The organism is Aquibacillus albus (genome assembly GCF_016908325.1).
GTDB classification, from domain to species: Bacteria; Bacillota; Bacilli; order Bacillales; family Amphibacillaceae; genus Aquibacillus_A; species Aquibacillus_A albus.
Map to the genome: position 1 here is coordinate 158,685 of NZ_JAFBDR010000004.1, position 18,563 is coordinate 177,247.

An 18,563-nucleotide genomic window follows, 5' to 3' on the forward strand; every position below is an offset into this window, starting at 1 on the left:
TTTCCTCCTAATTTTGAGAAGCAAGTGCCTACAATAACTTTCCCTCTTTTTCTATCTGTCATTGCAGACCATTGGATGGGAAAATTATTCATTTTGGTCATCCTTTTGAATAATTAAAAGTAAAAATAGAATAATTTTCAAGTCCGAAACCATCGGCTTGCTTACAATTTTTTTAACGATTTGACTACAATCTTTGGTAAGACATTCTATTTTTAGAAGACGATATCTCACCCCTTTTTCACTACATAGTAAAACATAGTATTTAATTATATATATACGTCATAATTCTGTCAATTATTACTATATATGCTCACTCGGACACATAACTTACGGACATAAAAGTGCATTTATGTCCGCTATTACTTATATTGTACCCAATTGTTTTCCTAAATATTTAGCAAGTAACACAAAGGCTCTGTTAAAGAATAATGTTGATATTTCGTATATTTTTGACTCAAAAATCAACACCGAGCTTTTAACACAGCCAAGAAAAAAGAGCAATAGTTATATCACCTACTGCTCTTTTGAATCGCATGAACTTTGTAATGTGCATATTTGTCTCTCGGAACCTCTTCGATAAATGTACTCGGTTCACCTAAGGAGAACATGCACAATTGGTGCATTGCTCTTGTACATGCTGTATAGAAAAGATTTCTTTCTAATTCCTTGTTGTATTGCGTTTTTGATGCGTTATATACAATAACCGTGTCAAACTCAATCCCTTTTGCTAAGTAAGCCGGAATAACGATGACACCTTTATGGAAAGTATGTGTTGAAGCATCCATCATCTTTGCTTCCATCCTCGTACGTAACCAGTGATAAACGACCTGACTTTCCTGCATCGTTTTACATATAACTGCTATTGTTTCATGACCCATACTTTGATAATCTTTCACTTGCTGTAAAAGTTTTTCGTTTAAAATTTCCGCATGATCCACTTCCATCAATACTGGCTTATCTCCATCACGGTTAAAGGCTTCAATTAAATCTCCGTTCGGCATAAATGACTTCGAAAATTCAACGATTGGCATTGTAGAACGATAACTTCGCGTCAACGTTATCGCCTCATGCTTTTCCTTCATTTTTCCCGATAGTAACGTTTCCTCATGTAACGCATGTGCATAAATGGCCTGGTTAATGTCACCGAGTAAAGTCATTCTGCTGCTTGGGAACATCTTTTTCAAGAAGGCAAACTGAAAAGGAGAATAATCCTGTGCCTCATCAATAAACACGTGCTGGATATTACGATTTGACATGAACCCAAGAAGCGATTTTTTAAAGTATAGGTATGGAGTTGCATCCTCCCACGTTAAATACTTATCATCTAAATTACTAATCGTATGATTACAAATTGATTTCCAATTGGATGGAAGACCATTTTTGTTCGTAAGTCGCTGTTTCCTGAATAATGCGGTATATGTTTTTTTGATATCCACAAAAAACAATCGTTTAATTTTTTGCTTTAGTGGCTTCAATTTATTGGAAACGACACGCTTTCGCAACAAATACTCTTCTCTTAAATAATCATCAAACGTATCTTCAGAGAACTTGTTCTCTTCCTCTAGCTGTTGATGAACATCCAAGTATTCATCCTTACCTAATAATTCTGTTTCTTCGATGACCCAATCTTTTTCCATCTCCTGTAATTCAAATTCCTTTAATTGTCGTAGTAACCATTTCGCAACGGCTTCCATTCGATTTGGAATATTCATGCTGTCATCTAATGAATAAAAGTAGGATGCTATTTGTTCTTTTGTAATCAAACGTTTGCCGCGAAAGGTAATATTTCGGAATTTTATCCCACTGTTTGCCAGTTCCATAACAAATTGATCAATCAAGTGCTTAAAATCAATGCTTGCCTTATAACTTATCGATTGAACTCTTTCCTCATATGTGTCTCCATGGCCTTTTAAATAAAACTCCATTTGTTCAAACGGAGACTCAATCGTAAAACGTTTACCTAATTCATTATCAATGTAATCATAAAAAGTTGTTTGTTTCATATTCTCTTCACCAAGCTCCGGCAAAACAGTGGCTACGTAGCTGTTAAAAAGTGGATTGGGTGAAAACAAGATAATATTGTCCGAACTTAAATTTTCACGGTATCGGTATAATAAATAAGCGACACGTTGAAGTGCTGCAGACGTTTTACCACTACCTGCTACACCTTGCACGATTAACAAGTCACTTTTTTCATTTCGTATGATTTGATTTTGCTCGCGCTGAATAGTAGCTACAATACTTTTCATTTGCGTATCAGCATTATTGCCTAATACCGCTTGTAATAAGTGATCACCAATTGTTAACCCTGTATCAAACATCCCTTTAATGTTGGCATCACGAATAATGTATTGGCGCTTGAGCGTTATTTCACCCTCAATTTCATCATCCACTGTTTCATATTTAGCCCGACCCGGTGGATAATCATAATACAAACTGGAGATGGGAGCCCTCCAATCATAAATTAAAAAATCTTCATCATTTTCATCCATTAAAGAAGAAATACCAATATAAATTGGCTCAGACTCATCGAACCCATCTTCTGAAAAATCGATTCTTCCGAAATAAGGCGAACTTTCTAAGCGCTCCAGTGTCTTTAATTGTTCACTTACCTGTCCATGGCTTCTTTCTCTCTCAGATAAAAATTCGGCTTGTTGCTTTATGCTTGCTTGTGTTTCGATAACATCATCTGGCTCATCTAGGTTAACCGTTACATCTTCCCAGAAGTTTTTTCTTATATCAATGACACGATCTTTAATTTGTCCAGCTCTTTCGCGGAGCTTTATCATTTTATTTTTAATTTCATTTACAACCATATGAACACGCTTTTGTTCGTCCGCCCACTCTTTATCGTTTGGATCCATTTACGCACACCCCCGCTGGATATCTACTAGAGGATATTAAAAAATGATGCATTTATCTGGTGATGAGATAGTCTGAATTATTATACGTACTAGCTTCATCCCTTACCCTCATTATATGAAACCATCCAAAAATCTGATATTTGACATAGCATTTATAGTTAGTTAGTATTATATTGGTTTTTTATACTTATTTAGGAAATATCATCGCTTTAATCTTTTTAAAATGATAACATTGAAAATTCCCCTTTTCAAGCACTCTATGACAAGGTTTTCCCTCTTAAATCAAAAGCTTCCGATAGTAATTGATACCCCTTTACCTTATCATGAAAATCATACAACATACTAGCAAGCATAAATTCGTTTGTATTATATTGTTTACTTAATGTTGTTATTTTATTTTTGATTGTTTGTGGAGAACCGATTAATACTTTCTTTCGGTTTTCTTTCATTATTTGACGATCGTTTTCTGTTAATTGATAATTGTTCGCTTGTTCTGGTGATAACATCCCACTTATTTTTTCCCCTTTTGCAATTTGTAAAAAATGAATATCAAAAGACATAGCAAGAAATTCTGCTTCTGCGTCTGTTTCACCACAAACGACAAAAAAGGCTACCAAATTATTTGGGCGCTCCTGTATAGCCGAACGTTGAAAGGTTTGCTGATAATTTTCAACGATACCTCCGCCATGATGACCACTAATAAACGGAGCAAACGCATAGGAAATGCCGTTTTGAGCTGCAAGTCCTGCACTACCGCCGCTAGAACCTAACAACCAAAGACTCGGCTTTGAGGATATGGCCGGCATTGCCTTTAGCCCTTTAAATCGATGGTTCGGATCGTTGGAGTCCGTCAGATAATAAATTAAATCACTGACTTGCTCCGGATAATTATCATAGGACAGCTGTTTATGCTCCTGTAACGCCATCGTAGCTAATGGCATCCCACCAGGGGCTCTGCCAACACCTAAATCAATTCTACCTGGATAAAGTGCTTCAAGAAGACGAAAATTTTCCGCAACCTTATACGCACTATAGTGGGGCAGCATGACACCGCCAGATCCAACACGAATGGTTGTTGTATTCGCTGCAATATGTGGAATAAACACCTCTGGACTTGAGTGACCTAATGTTTCAAGATGATGCTCTGAAATCCAAAATCGATGGTAACCTAAACGTTCAGCAATCTGCGCGAGCTTGACCGTGTTTTGTAATTCTTCCCCTGCATTCCCACCTTGGGGAATAACTGTTTGATCTAATATACTTAACCGAATCATACGCTTGATTCCTCCAATCCAATACGCACGTTACTATTCTAGTTTAATAAGTAATGAAAGCAATCATGCATACAAATAAGGGGTAATCGGATAATGTGTGGAATCTTTTTTCACTAAATTGGTAAACCAAATGTTTATATAAGTATGAAGATGTAGAGTGGAAAATTAGGGAGTAATGATACCAGTATGTTACTTTTACAGTTGAAAATGTTCTTTTTTATTTATTCTACTATAAAGCTAATACTGTTGATGAACTCTACCAACTCTATCAATCCTGTGTAACCGAAATACCCAAATAACTAAACAAGTCTATGAACAATTATAAATAGATATTTAACTCTTTTCTATATCCATAACAAATGCTTATACAGAATCTTTAAAACGACTGATTAAGACAAATAAATCATAGAATTAACACGATTGTTTATCTACTGGAATATAGGAACATAAAGAAATATCGTTGCGCCTCATAAGTATTTTATGAGGTGTTTTTTTGTTTATAGTAATTGGTAAATTAATCACATCCTAGTAATACTGTGTAATTATTTATCGAAGCTCTTTTATTAAAAATTTCATGTTAGACTGACAAACATGTCTGTTTTTGAAGGAGGTGAACAGAAGGCAATTCTAACGGAAAAATAAATGAAATGGAGGTAACATCTTTGAAAAAGTATAAGAAATCACATATTTTATTACTTATCGCAACACTACTCTTTCAAATGATTCCAATGAATACTATGGCTAATGAGTATGTGGAGCCACCAGTTGAGCCTTTAAATAACAAGGATACAGAAGAAAAAATAACTATTGGTGAATTAAAAGATAAACGAGAAAAAAATGTTAAGCACTTTATAAAATCAGATTATACGTATGAGGCAGTCGTTTATCCAGCTGCAGTTCACTATAAAGAAAATAATCAGTGGAAAAATATTGATAATTCCATAGTTGAACATACCAATGACCAAGGTCAAAAGGTTCTGGAAAATAAACAGAATCGTTTCCATGTACAATTTGCTAAGAATACGAATGCAAAGAACTTGGTTACTTTTAAAGAAGACGGTTATAAATTATCTTGGAACATGAAAGATCCCATTGAATCCAATGCAAAAGTCCTTAAGAAAGATTCAGAAAAAATAGATGCTTTATCTGAAAACGATAAAAAGCAACTTCTTACCGATATAACATCCAATGTAACCTATTATGATGTGTTACCAAATGTCGATCTTTCCTATGATATACAATCTGAAGGAATTAAAGAAGATATTATTTTGAAGGAGCCTATGGACAACCCTTCCTTTCAATTTGAATTAAAAAGTAACAATGTCATTCCAAAATTAGAAAATAACAATACAGTTATTTTTTACGATAAAGAAAACCCTTCAAAAGAAGTTTTCAAAATGGACACTCCATTTATGTATGATGATAAAGGAGAAGAAAGTAAAGCTATTGATGTCGATTTAGAGGAAACGAATCAAGGGAATCAAGGATATGAATTAACGATTACGCCAAATGATGACTGGATCAACAGTAGTGAACGTGTCTATCCTGTAACGGTGGATCCAACCCTGAGTACCTCTACAGACCCAACAAAAATCTATGACAATCATGTGTCCGAAAATTACCCCGATGAGAATTACAAATTATTTGATCGACTAAAAATTGGAGAAGGATCCAGTTCAGGTTATAACCGTACATTCCTGTCATTTGATTTACCATCTATTGATTCAGGAGACATTATTACAGGGGCATACTTATCTTTAAGGTTATATAACGATCAACCTAATACGGTTCAGGCGGATGTTCACAAAGTTACAGAGCCATGGGATACCGATACCATCACATGGTCGAACAAACCGGATTATGATAAGGATATTATTAAAGACTATCAATCTGTCAATGGTGAAGCAGGTGATCTATTTTTATGGGACATTACCAACATTGCCAAGGATTGGTATGTTTCAGATGAAAATAACGGTCTGATGATTAAAGCACATCAAGATAGTGACCCTTATACGGAATTTTTATCATCAGATACTTCTGAAGATATCTATCGTCCAGAAGTGACCATCCAATATGTGAATCACTCGGGTCTTGAAAATTACTGGACATATCACTCCCAAGATGTGGGGAGAGCTGGAACTGGGTATGTCAACGATGCCAATGGAAACCTTGTTTTTATTCATGAAGATGTAAGTATGGGTGGTAACCGAATGCCTGTTACCATCAATCACGTATTCAATAGTAATGATCGAAAAGAAGATCGAAATGAAGACAAAGGATACGGTCCAGGGTGGCGATTAAACTTAAACCAGAAGGTTGAACCGGAAACCATTGATGGGGAAGACTTTTATCGTTATATTGACGAGGATGGAACCGTTCATTACATGGAACATGACTCTGGTGACACCTATAAAGATGAATCTGGTTTAGATTTAACACTAACCGTTGATTCAGATTCCACAAACGAGCGTTATACGATTAAAGATAAAAAAGATAATGAATTAAACTTTACATCCTATGGTTATTTACGAAATATTACTGACTCCAACGGGAATAAAATAGAATTGTCTTATGATACCAATGTACTTGTGGGAGTCACAGACGGGGCTGGAAGAGAGTTTACTTTAAACACCGACTCAGACAACAAATTACAAAGTATTGTAGCCCCAAGTGGAAAAACAACCAGTTACCAATATGATGATAATGGACAACTAGAGTCGATTATCTATCCAGATAATGAACAGGTGACCTATGACTACGACACGTCGACAGGACACTTAAAAAAGATTACGAATATCGATGGATCCCAAATGAACTATCACTACTATGATGAAAGTCCATATCGTGTCAAAAAGGTTCAAGAAACACATGTGGATGGCGCCATCGGGAATGAATTATCCCTTGAATATGGATATAATACAACTATTTTCACGGATACCAAAGGTCGACAAAACATCTATCAATTTAATAATCAAGGAAACACGATAAGTGTCAAAAATGATGAGGGATACGCCCAATACTCAGAATTTATAGAAGATAATGATGAAGATAGGAATAAAAACAAACTTTCGAATGCGTCTAAACTTCAAAAAACGGTGATTAATTTCTTGAAAAATCATAATGTGGAAGAAGAAAGTGACTGGATAGCTGAAGGATGGCAAGACTCTACCGCTAATTTAAGTTTTACAACCGAAGAAAGTTATCACGGGAACCAAGCATTAAAGATAGAAAAAACAAATACCAGTGATCGCCATTACTATAGCCAAGCATTAGCGCTTGATAAAGGTGAGACTTACACCTTTTCTGGCCATGTCAAAACAAAAGGAATTTCCAATGAGAATAGAAAAGGCGCTGGATTATTTATTGGTTATCAAGAAAACAACGGGGATTGGAACTTTGAGTATAGTGCATTTAAAAAAGGTACCTCCGACTGGGAAAGGGAAGAAATTACCTTTACCTTACCGGAAGATGCGGCTTCAACGACCGTTTATGCAAGAGCTGCAGTCATTGAGGAAGCTGGAACAGCATACTTTGATGCGCTGCAAGTAGAGGAAGGTCCCATTGCTAATCGTTATAATCTTATTGAGAATCCCGACTTCCAATACGGAAGTGACACGCCAACCTTTTGGTCAAAAAATGATGCGATGAATACCTCTGATACCTTAGACGAACAGGAGGACAATCCGAAGACATTGGATGAGCATGTTTTCCAGATTCATGGGGAACCGGGAAAAAGAAAAACGTTGTATCAAACCGTCGATGTTTCCGGTGAAGAAGGAGATATCTTTGTCTTTGGTGGATGGTCGAAAGGAGACTCTGTTCCGACTGGATCCAAACGAAGATTTTCCATTGAACTCGGAATTAAAAAAGAGGATGATTCTTATCAGTGGGTAAGAAAAAAATTCAATGAGGATTCACAAGTGTGGCAATACCTTTCCGGGGGAGCCGTGGCTGAAGATGATTATAAAAGTATTAATGTGTATATCGAATATTATGAAAATGAAAATGATGCCTCTTTTGATGGGATTCAGTTATACAAAGAGGGCTTCGGTCAAAGCTACCAATACGATGAAGATGGAAATCTGGTTTCCACGAAAGAACTAGCGAAAGAGAATGCGACGTTTAAGTATAGTGAAGAAAATGATTTAACAACATCCATTGATCCAAAAGGGTCCAACTACGAGTATGACTATGACTCCGAGCATAATCTAGAAAAAGCAACGTCGTCTGAAAATGTGGTGAATAGCTTTGAATATGATTCACATGGAAATCCAACAACGGCGAAAGTTGGTGAAAATGGACTGTTTATCACTACCACCTCTGAATATACAGAAGATAGTGAAAACTATTTGGAATCCGTTCAAGATCCTTTAGGTAATGAAGTTGTCTATTCCTGGGATGAATTACAAGATGAACAAACGAGCGTGTTAGACCCTAAAGGTCAACAGACAACCTTTAAATATGATGATCGAAGTCGATTAACAGATGTATTCAAAGATGTGGATGGCGATACAGCAACCAACAGTTATTCTTATAAGGATGATCGGATCGAAAGCATCTGGCAAAACGGATTTACCTATTCCTTTGATTATGATGATTTTGGAAATCAAACTAAAACATTTGTAGGGACTCAAAAAATCCTAGAGCATCACTATGAAGTGTACAATAAGGATGGGGAAACGATTACAACTGGATTATTAGAGGAGACAGCGTACGAGAATGATCAAAAGGTTGGTTATGTGTACGATAACACCGATCGATTAACAGGTCTAACAGATGGCAGTAACACTTTATTTGAATATAATTATGATGCCTCAGGGAATCTTGGTTATTTGCAAGATCATGTGAATGAAACAAGTTATCGATATGAATACGATCTATCCAATCGTCTGGCTAGGATTTTGGAGGAAAATGGAGATCAAACACAGTATGTTTTTGATTCGAATGATAACTTGGTTATGTTGCGTGAAACCATATCAGGAAATTCTTATCAAACGGACTATCGTTATACCAATGATAATCGACTTCAAAACGTGACGTACCCTAGTACCAGTACCCTACACGAATCGTTAGAAATATTTCCATTATCAAATAATCTAACTGGTACCAAAGGAACGCATCCAGTTCGTGAAAATGCTGTTTTTGAAAAGGATGACTCGAATAAATACGCCTTTTCTCCGTATGAAGCAACCACGAATTTGGTTCCGGAAAATGTTTCCTTTGAAGATGACAAATCAGATTGGTCATTCTCTGACTGGAATGGTTCAACTGGAGAATGGAGAGTGGTTAACGATAGCGTAAACGGGTCGTCTAGTATTGAAAGTTATGATGCCGACGGGCTTAGTGATGGCAGTAAAACCAATGCTGTTGCTTATCAAGATTATCACCTATCTTCAGAGTTATCCAACGATACAGCATATACATTCAGTGCCTATGCTAAGAGAGTTGGAGATTCACAGCCAAAACTATCATTACAAGCAACAGATGCAAATGGGGATAGCCTATTATATGAAACAGTTACCAGAGACATTCCGAAGAATGAATGGACAAAAATTAGTCAAACGGTGACGGTTCCTTCAGGAACTACAAAAATCCGTTCCATAGTTCGTTCTGATGTTGCCGATTATGATGTCGTACGATTTGATGCAGTTCAATTGGAAAAAACCAATGTGGCATCTCCGTTTACTACAACATCATCATCAGATGCAGAGAATGTATATGACTTGAATATTGACAAATCATCGGGAACCATGAGTACATGGTTTAACACGCATGATATGGATACAACCCGGGTGATTATGTCTAATGCTAATGCGAGTAACGATAAATATCTAAATGTCTCCATGGGAACGGATAATAAAATTGCTGTTTCTGCTTTAACAAGTAATGGGGATTACCAACGAATCATTGACAATACCGATCCGGTAATAGAAAAAGACAAATGGTATTTTGTCTCATTAAAATGGGAAGAAATTAACGGTACACTCAACGTCACCCTGTTTATTAATGATCAACAATATACCGGTTCAACCGATGATTTTACGGATTTCTCCCATACAGAAACAGCCATTGGAAGTAATACGTTCGGAAATTATGCATTAAACGGGCAGATGGAACAATTCGCTTATTCGAATGAAGCATTGTCTAGCAGCACGATAGAAGCTATTTATGAAAAAGGAAGAGTAAATAACATTCATACGGTGTATGATTCCTTGGGACGTGCAACCACCCAATTAATCGATACCGGAAACGCACAACTCAAAAGTCATATGACGTATACACCAGGAGAAAGTGGCTCCACCACGAGCCAAATCCAAATGCTATGGAATCAAGGAAAAACCATAGATGGTGTGCGAGTTGGCGGAGACTTTGCTGGAGAATTTCACTTAAATGAAAACTCATCAGGAGAAAATGCAGGCGAAATCGCTGTTGATCATGGCAATGGAACGTTTAACCACCCGAATGGTACAGCATATAACGTTCAATCTGATAAATATGTGTATACAACCTTGGAAGGTGGAGGAAATGCGGATCGTTACCTGATGTTTATTGGTTCCGATTCAGAACGCTTTAACTACCCTTATGATTACTCGTCATCCAAATCGTTTATCGCCGTCACTTATCAAAATGGGATATGGTACTATGACGACAACAGCGGATTAGTAGAGTTTTCCCCAAGCACCGAAGATGTGATTGTTGGAAAAATCGTCGAGGGTGTCGATGGAATCTCAGAGCTGGAAATGTACACAAGTCCGCCAGAACGGGAAATAGAAGGAATATCTGTTGGGGGAATCTTCACTGGGGAATATCGACAGAATGAAAATTCATCAGGAGAAAATGCAGGAGAAATCGCTGTTGATGAAGGAAATGGCACTTATATTCATCCAAACGGACATGAATATAGTGTTCAACCTGATAAATATGTGTATACAACCTTAGAAGGTGGAGGAACTGCCGATCGTTATCTGATGTTTATCGGTTCCGATTTGACACGCTTTACCTTTCCGTATGACTATACATCATCTAAAGCATTTCTTGCAGTGACGTATCAGGATGGTTCCTGGTATTATGATGATAATGAAACCTTAGTCCCGTTCACACCGAACGAAGAAGATGCTATTGTAGCAAGGATCCAGGAAGGCACAGACGGCGTGGCAGAGCTGAAGTATTTTTCAAGAAAGCACAACTTGATTTCCTACACCTATGATGCCAATGGGAACATTGAAACGATTACAGAAGATGGAAAAACCATTACGTATCATTATAATGAATTAGACGAGTTAATCCGTGAAGATAATGAAAAATTAAATCATACGATTGTGTACGAGTACGATACTGGTGGGAATCTTCTTTCTAAAAAAGAATATGATTACACGACAAGTGACACTATTGATGACAGTACAGAAAAATCGAATATCGGTTACGAATACGATGATAACTGGAAAGATAAATTAACATCCTTTAATGGAGAACAAATTACGTATGATGAAATCGGAAATCCGTTATCTTACGACGGTTATGAATATACGTGGCAGTTAGGTGATCAACTGAAAGGAATCAGTGGTAACGGGATTGACACGTCTTATAAATACAACGATGATGGGATTCGTACAGAAAAGGAGGTAAATGGGGTCACGACAAAATATCACCTAAATGGTGATCTAGTAACTTACGAATCCGATGGAACCGATGAAATTTATTACACTTACAACGCCAATGGTAAACTTGTCAGTATGAACCTCAATGGGGAAGAATACTATTATATTCGAAATAACCAAGGGGACATTACTGGATTAATCGATCAATATGGTGAACAGGTCGTCTCTTACACTTACGACACTTGGGGACAAAATGTTGAAATCTCTGGTACCAAAGCAGATACGGTTGGTGAAAAGAATCCTTATCGATACAGAGGCTATCGTTATGACAGTGAAACAGGTTTGTATTATTTGAATGCTAGGTATTATAATCCTGAGTGGGGACGTTTCCTCAATGCGGATAGTTATGGTGGTAGCAACGGAGAACTACTTTCTCATAATGTTTTTGCCTATGCCAAAAACAATCCCGTTATGAACTATGATCCAAGTGGATATTTCTCTGAGAGGATTGAAGATGCATGGGATATATTAAAAGAACAGCATAAATCTGTCCGATCTGCTGCTAATTATTGGTCAATGGGATTGAGTGAGTCATTAATTACTGCGCGTAATAGTTCGATTAATTCATCTGATTATTGGATAGCTCAAGCAGATATACTAAGTAGTGCTGTACCTGGTGGAGGAATGATCGGTAGGACCACTAAAGCAGTTTCTAAGGGTAAGGATAAAGCTGGTATCATCTATAAAAGAACTGATGTAAAAACAGGAAAAGATTATATTGGTCAAACAAAAAGTCCTGAGAGATATTTAAAGAGACAAAAAGAACATGCTAGAAAAAATCCTAGTGCACGATATGAGTATGAAATAATAGGAAGAGAAGTACCAGGGAAGCCATTAGATATTTTAGAGCAAAGAAATATAAATAAATATGGCGGACTTGAAAAAAATGGAGGGTTATTAGAAAACAAACGCAATCAAATAAGTCCTAAATACTGGGATTACTTTAATATTAAATAAGGTGGGGATAGTAAATGGGTAAAAAAAAGCATGATGTCAAAGTAGGCGATGTCTTTTATATCAAAATAAATGGTGAAGACAAGTATAGTTATGGACAAGTTATAAGTTTAGGAGAAACATCAGAGTGTATTATTATTTTTGACATAACATCGAATAGCCATCCTGAAATCAATGATATAGTAAAAAATCCTATTTTATTCTTAGCACAAACTGTTACTGTGAAAATTGAAGATAACGAATGGGGTTATTTAGGAAATATAGATATACCAGACAATTTAACATTACCTGAATATATTAGTGATACCTTGGATGGAAAAGTAATTTTAAGCTACAAAGGCGAAATTTTAAGAAAGGCTACGAATGATGAAATAGAAACTTTAACAACGTTGAAATCATGCTCTCCTGCCATTGTAGAAGACGCAGTTAATTCTAAATATGGAAAAGAAGAGTGGTATCCTTATTTAGATAATTTACTGTATAAAAAATAGTTTTTTTAAATGGACTGACAATATTAGTTTTATGTCAGTCCATTTTTTTCATATTTTTTGTTAAAAAAGAACAGGGGGGAGTGACGAATAAACCTCTTGTTAATAATAGAATAGTGATAACCCTTGTAATCCCTACATGATTGTTTTATCAAATTAAAGAGTACGTACAACAACTGTAAATTATATGCCCTATTTAATGTAATGAACCTTCTGAAAATAATCACGATATCATCAGTTACCACCATTTCTTTTCTCCAAACACCTATCTTCGCTTTCTCCCTGCCTTTTAAATTTTTTCGCAACTTTGACGTACATAGAACGATTACTAGAGTGAGGACTACTCCACCTCGATTAACTCCTGAATGTCGATGTCTAATACTTTGCATACCGTTTCTAGTGTTGATAGATATACCCTGTCCACGTTGTCTGAACAAAGATGGCTGATTGTATTGGGACGAAGCCCTGTCATACGTGCCAATTCACGTTGTGAAAGGTCACGTTCTTTAAGTATTTCCTTGAGTTTAATTGATATTGGCATGGTAAATCCCTTCCTCTTTTCATGTTACTTTTACGATACACAATAAAATTGTATCGGTAAAGGGGTTGATTGTATCGCTAAAGCCGCATACAATAAATGTATATTAATTATAGCGGCTAAGCGTTACGTTAATCTGAATTAGCGTAACGGAGGGGGGAAATATCATGAAAGTTATCGGATATATTCGAGTATCTACACAAGGACAAGCAAGAGATGGATACAGCCTTGCTTACCAAGAAGATGAAATCAAGACTTACTGTCAGACTCATGGATACACGCTTTTACGCTTGTTTAAGGACGAGGGTATCAGTGGGGCTAAAGTGGATGAAGAAGCGTTAGAAGTGGACAGATTAGGCTTTCAGGAGATGTTGGAGTATCTCTCCCACCATGAGGTGGATTATGTTGTCACACTGAATACAAGCCGTTTATGGCGGTCAGACATTGTGAAAGTGTTAATTCATCGAGAATTTAAAAAGTATGAAGTAGACATTCGGAGTATTGAACAATCGCAATACAGTATTCATAAGAAAGACCCTAGCGACTTTTTAATCAATGGCTTAATGGAGTTATTAGACCAATATCAACGATTAGAAATCTCTTTAAAGCTAGGGAGAGGGAGAAACAAGAAAGCCCAACAGGGAGGCTATGCAGGAGGAAATATCGCATTAGGCTATAAAGTGGAGAAAGGTAGGAAAAGCCTTGTGATAGACCATAGACAAGCACAGACCGTACAACGAGTGTTTGATATAAAGGAACAATATCCTTCATGGTCATTAACCAAGATAGCTGAGAAACTGAATGAAGAAGGACATCGAACGAAACAAGGAAAGAAGTTTAGTAAGGTCCAGGTTAAAAGGATTTTAGATAGAAAAGCGTTTTATAGTGGTTTATACCGCTATGGAGAAATAACGGCAAATGGCAAACATCAAGCCATTTTATAACGATTAACAGATAGAGAATGGATAGGCTTTCGTACCCTTGCGAGTCTTAACAGACTAACGCTCGACCTAAGGTTGCCGACATTCTCTGTCTTGCTTTAATCGTTTAATTCTAATATAGGGGTGAGGTTTTCTGATGAAACGAGATAAGCATATTTATATAGGATTAGATTTACACAAGTTCCAACATACAGCGGTGATATTAGATTGTTGGTTTGAGAAGTTAGGAGAAAAGACCATTCAAAACAAACCAACTGCATTTCCTAGCTTACTAGAATATGTGAATAAATATCTAATAGAAGGTTTGACCCCTGTATTTGGATTAGAAGATGTGGGCGGTTACGGAAGGGACTTAGCGTTATATTTAATTGAACAAGGTTACATTGTAAAATTCGTTAATTCCTCTTTATCCAATGCAGAACGAAACAGCTATGCCATGACAGAAAAGAATGATAGTTGGGACGCTCAATGTGTCGCAGATGTTCTAATTCGTAAGCTACCTTATCTACCAGACACTGCACCATCGGATATACATTGGATAATCGCTCAACTAGTTGGTAGAAGAAATGCTTTAGTGAAAGCCCAAACCGCTTTGAAGAACCAACTCCATATCCAATTAAACTATCATTATCCAAGCTACAAGGATTTCTTTTCAGAAGTGGATGGCAAAACGGCATTAGCCTTTTGGGAAAGTTATCCTTCACCTTATCATTTGGAGGGGGCAACCGTAGAGGACTTACGTAAGTTCCTATTAGAAGCAAGTAAAAATGCTTGTTCAACTAAAAAAGCGGAACTGATATTATCCCTTGTTCAATCTGATGGAGAAGTAAAGCGAGAATATCAGACATCAAGAGATTTTATCATTCAAAGTATGGTTAGAGATATTCGCTTTAAGAAGCAGGAAATCAAAAAGGTAGATAAAGAATTAAAAGTAACTATTAAAACACTAGATATGCAGCTTGAAACTATGCCAGGTATTGATACGGTTACTTCATCCGCTTTAATTGCAGAGATTGGTGACATTCATCGGTTCACAAACTCTGATAAACTTGCAAAATATGCAGGGATAGCCCCTATCCGAATGGGTTCGGGCGGTAAGGAAACGATGAAGAAAACAAAACAAGGTAATCGTAAGTTATATGACACCTTTTACAACTTAGCTGTTCAACAAGTCCAAGTATGTAAAGGGAGTAAAATCCCTCGTAATCCTGTGTTCTATACTTACTATAATCAGAAGTTGAATGAAGGGAAATCCAAGTCACAAGCCCTTCTTTGCATTATGAGAAGATTAGTCAGAATAATCTATGTATGATGAAAAATAAAACGGCATATATCCTGCCTGAAATGCCTGAAGCGAAAGTAAGTTAATCAATTTGGGTGGTGGTTGAATAAACTGCCACTCTTTCATAAAGTATAATTTTAGATATTCCTAAGGGTAAGCACTGTCTTGGTTGGAGCAAAGAGGCTTCAAATCTGAAAAACAAACCTTTGGAAAGTTTGGGTATACTAAAAATGAACCTATCGGTAGGCAAACAAATGACGGTAAAGTAGGTTTTAGAATCGAGCATGATAGTAGGAGTGGAGCGCATATTAATGTTTGGGCTGGGAAAGAAAAAGGTCCGCATTTTGAATTTGATGCATCTGAGAAAGCCGTTAAAAAAATAAAAAAACGTTTTAGATAAAGGGGGTAATTTTATTGAGTAGTTATGATGAACTAGTAAAGGATCTAGTATTAAATGACCTAAATAAGTGTGTCAAAGTAATAAAAAATCCAGAAACTTATCTAAATTTAATAGAACAAAAATTTGAATTTAATGGTTCAAAAATAGATTGGTTGCAAACTAATAAGCACTATAGTAAAGAGTCGAATAATGAATCGTTACTTACTGATGCTAGTCTATTCATTACTGAACTAAAAGAAAAATACTTGAATAATAACGTTCGAGTAATGTATATAGGCGATAGTCTTACAGAGTTTGGGTATCAGTTCGAAATAAAGGATATAGAACAGATATTAGTCTATTTTTTAGACATTCCACAGCACCATTATTTCATACCTTTAGAAGGTGATTGGTGTCTTTGTATATCGTATGAAAACTATTTAGATTTTGGATTTAGTTTAAACAGGAATTAGGTTCAAGCGTCAGGTATAGGAGTAAATCAAAGAATATAAAAAGCAAAAAAACCTTGATTGGCTAGATGCCTTTCAAGGTTTTTTATATTTAAGAGCTTTATGGTTAAAAACAATATGACTTTAGAATCAAAAACTAATGATGGTTAGCAGAATTACGAGATAGGTAGTAGTGACATTTAAATATAACGGCCATACTTACTACTCGATTTATATTTACACACGAGAATAACAAAGCTCGTAGTGATAAATAAGTAAATAAACTTGTATCATAAGAAAATGAATAGAGCAATAAAAGGAAAAGCATTTGTTAGATAGACATTGAATAATGCTTAAGTGAAAATCATAACTCATGATGGTTGTACCATCAAGGCATTCTGTTTTAATACTTGGTTTGTGAAAATAATAAGATAAATAGGCGAGATGACATTTTACATGGCAGGGGTAGTTATGACATGGCATAGCTAACAAACTAACGAGAATGACAAAGCTCGTGGCGATAAATAATGGATAACGTGAAAGTGTGTGCTTTTGCTAACTTGGCTTAAAAATTTTGGGTTGTATTTTATCTATAGACGGTCGTATAATACTCGCTATTCGCTAAAAAGCGTTACATAAATTGTGATTAACGTAACGCTTAGACGCTATAATTAATATAAAACCATTGCATGTGGCTTTAGCGATACAATCAACCCCTTTACCGATACAAATTTATTGTGTATCGTAAAAGTAACATGAAGAAGGGGAAGGAAGGGAAATACCATGCCAATATCAATCAAACTTAAAGAAATCCTTAAAGAACGTGACCTTTCACAACGTGAATTGGCACGAATGACAGGGCTGCGACCAAATACAATCAGCCATCTTTGTTCAGACAATGTGGACAGGGTGTATCTATCAACATTAGAAACGGTATGCAAAGTGTTAGACATTGACATTCAGGAGTTAATCGAGGTGGAGTAGCCTCTTGCTCTAGTAATCGTTCTATGTACGTCAAAGTTGCGAAAAAATTTAAAAGGCAGGGAGAAAGCGAAGGTAAAGTATTTGAAGATTGATATGGTGGTAACTGATGATATTATGGTTATTTACTAAAATTGTAAACAATAAATAGGGTATACATTTTACAGTGAATGTAAGTACTAAATAATTTGCAAAAAAATCATATAGGGCTAATAAGGGCTACCTCTGCTTTCTCAATAAAAAACTTCTTATTCGACACTCCACCCACTATATAAAAAACCCTGAAAGAGTTTTGCCTCTTCCAGGGTCATAGTAGTTATTATTCATTTTTTAATATATTCTGTGCAGCTGTACTATTTGGCATTTTATCAACTATATCTTTAGCAATTTCCTTTGCCTCTTCTTTACTTATTAATTGTTCAGGAATATCGTGAAATAATAATAAATATTCTTTTAAACTTACATCTTCAGGGTGTAATTCTAATGCCCTTCTTGCATGAAATAATGCACTTGAGTATGCATCTGGTAAGTGACATAAAGCTGTACTTAATACTTCTGAGGCTAAGTAATGGTTTTCTGAGGTTTCTTCTTCATTAATTAAATAACATACAAATGAATAAGCCCCTATACTATCTTCATCAAAACCTAGCTCTAGAACTATTTGTTTTAAAAAATCTCTATCTTCTTTCGTAATAAATTCTTTAGCCGTTTTAAAGTCTCCAGACATTATTAACTGTTTAACTTTTTCGTTCATA

The 18,563-nt window shown here is 36.0% G+C and carries 10 protein-coding genes and 1 pseudogene; 7 read left to right on the plus strand and 4 right to left on the minus strand.

From position 1 onward, the window contains the following. Window positions 1–509: 509 nt before the first annotated feature. Together helD and JOC48_RS05480 are read right to left on the minus strand one after the other, a co-directional pair. Window positions 510–2,864, minus strand: coding sequence for an RNA polymerase recycling motor HelD (gene helD / locus JOC48_RS05475; RefSeq protein WP_204498061.1), 2,355 nt, complete (start codon window positions 2,862–2,864; stop codon window positions 510–512). A 257-nt stretch (window positions 2,865–3,121) separates the two neighbouring features. After that, window positions 3,122–4,138: an LLM class flavin-dependent oxidoreductase gene (locus JOC48_RS05480; RefSeq protein ID WP_204498062.1), complete on the minus strand. Its 1,017-nt coding sequence runs from the start codon at window positions 4,136–4,138 to the stop codon at window positions 3,122–3,124. A gap of 662 nt (window positions 4,139–4,800) precedes the next feature. On the opposite strand from JOC48_RS05480, the gene JOC48_RS05485 reads away from it, so the two are divergent. Together JOC48_RS05485 and JOC48_RS05490 are read left to right on the plus strand one after the other, a co-directional pair. After that, window positions 4,801–12,753: a DNRLRE domain-containing protein gene (locus JOC48_RS05485; protein WP_204498063.1), complete on the plus strand. Its 7,953-nt coding sequence runs from the start codon at window positions 4,801–4,803 to the stop codon at window positions 12,751–12,753. A gap of 14 nt (window positions 12,754–12,767) precedes the next feature. Then, the gene (locus JOC48_RS05490) at window positions 12,768–13,241 is read left to right on the plus strand and encodes an Imm26 family immunity protein (protein WP_204498064.1); all 474 of its coding nucleotides are present in this window, start codon (window positions 12,768–12,770) and stop codon (window positions 13,239–13,241) included. Window positions 13,242–13,578: 337 nt separating this feature from the next. On the opposite strand, the gene JOC48_RS05495 is transcribed toward JOC48_RS05490, so the two are convergent. After that, window positions 13,579–13,779, minus strand: a complete 201-nt coding sequence (locus JOC48_RS05495) for a helix-turn-helix domain-containing protein (protein WP_026089141.1) — start codon at window positions 13,777–13,779, stop codon at window positions 13,579–13,581. Window positions 13,780–13,943: 164 nt separating this feature from the next. On the opposite strand from JOC48_RS05495, the gene JOC48_RS05500 reads away from it, so the two are divergent. From JOC48_RS05500 to JOC48_RS05520, 5 genes and pseudogenes are all read left to right on the plus strand, one after another. Then, window positions 13,944–14,720, plus strand: a complete 777-nt coding sequence (locus tag JOC48_RS05500) for a recombinase family protein (RefSeq protein ID WP_204498065.1) — start codon at window positions 13,944–13,946, stop codon at window positions 14,718–14,720. Between the two features lie 133 nt (window positions 14,721–14,853). After that, window positions 14,854–16,085, plus strand: a pseudogene (locus JOC48_RS05505) (IS110 family RNA-guided transposase). A gap of 83 nt (window positions 16,086–16,168) precedes the next feature. Continuing rightward, on the plus strand, window positions 16,169–16,399 hold the full coding sequence (locus tag JOC48_RS05510; RefSeq protein ID WP_204498066.1) for a hypothetical protein: 231 nt from the start codon (window positions 16,169–16,171) through the stop codon (window positions 16,397–16,399). A 14-nt stretch (window positions 16,400–16,413) separates the two neighbouring features. Next, on the plus strand, window positions 16,414–16,851 hold the full coding sequence (locus JOC48_RS05515; RefSeq protein WP_204498067.1) for a rhs-associated protein: 438 nt from the start codon (window positions 16,414–16,416) through the stop codon (window positions 16,849–16,851). A 759-nt stretch (window positions 16,852–17,610) separates the two neighbouring features. Then, window positions 17,611–17,811 (plus strand): helix-turn-helix domain-containing protein, encoded by a 201-nt coding sequence (locus JOC48_RS05520; RefSeq protein ID WP_026089141.1) that lies wholly within the window; start codon window positions 17,611–17,613, stop codon window positions 17,809–17,811. Between the two features lie 316 nt (window positions 17,812–18,127). On the opposite strand, the gene JOC48_RS05525 is transcribed toward JOC48_RS05520, so the two are convergent. Next, window positions 18,128–18,562: a hypothetical protein gene (locus tag JOC48_RS05525; RefSeq protein WP_204498068.1), complete on the minus strand. Its 435-nt coding sequence runs from the start codon at window positions 18,560–18,562 to the stop codon at window positions 18,128–18,130. Window position 18,563: the final 1 nt, after the last annotated feature.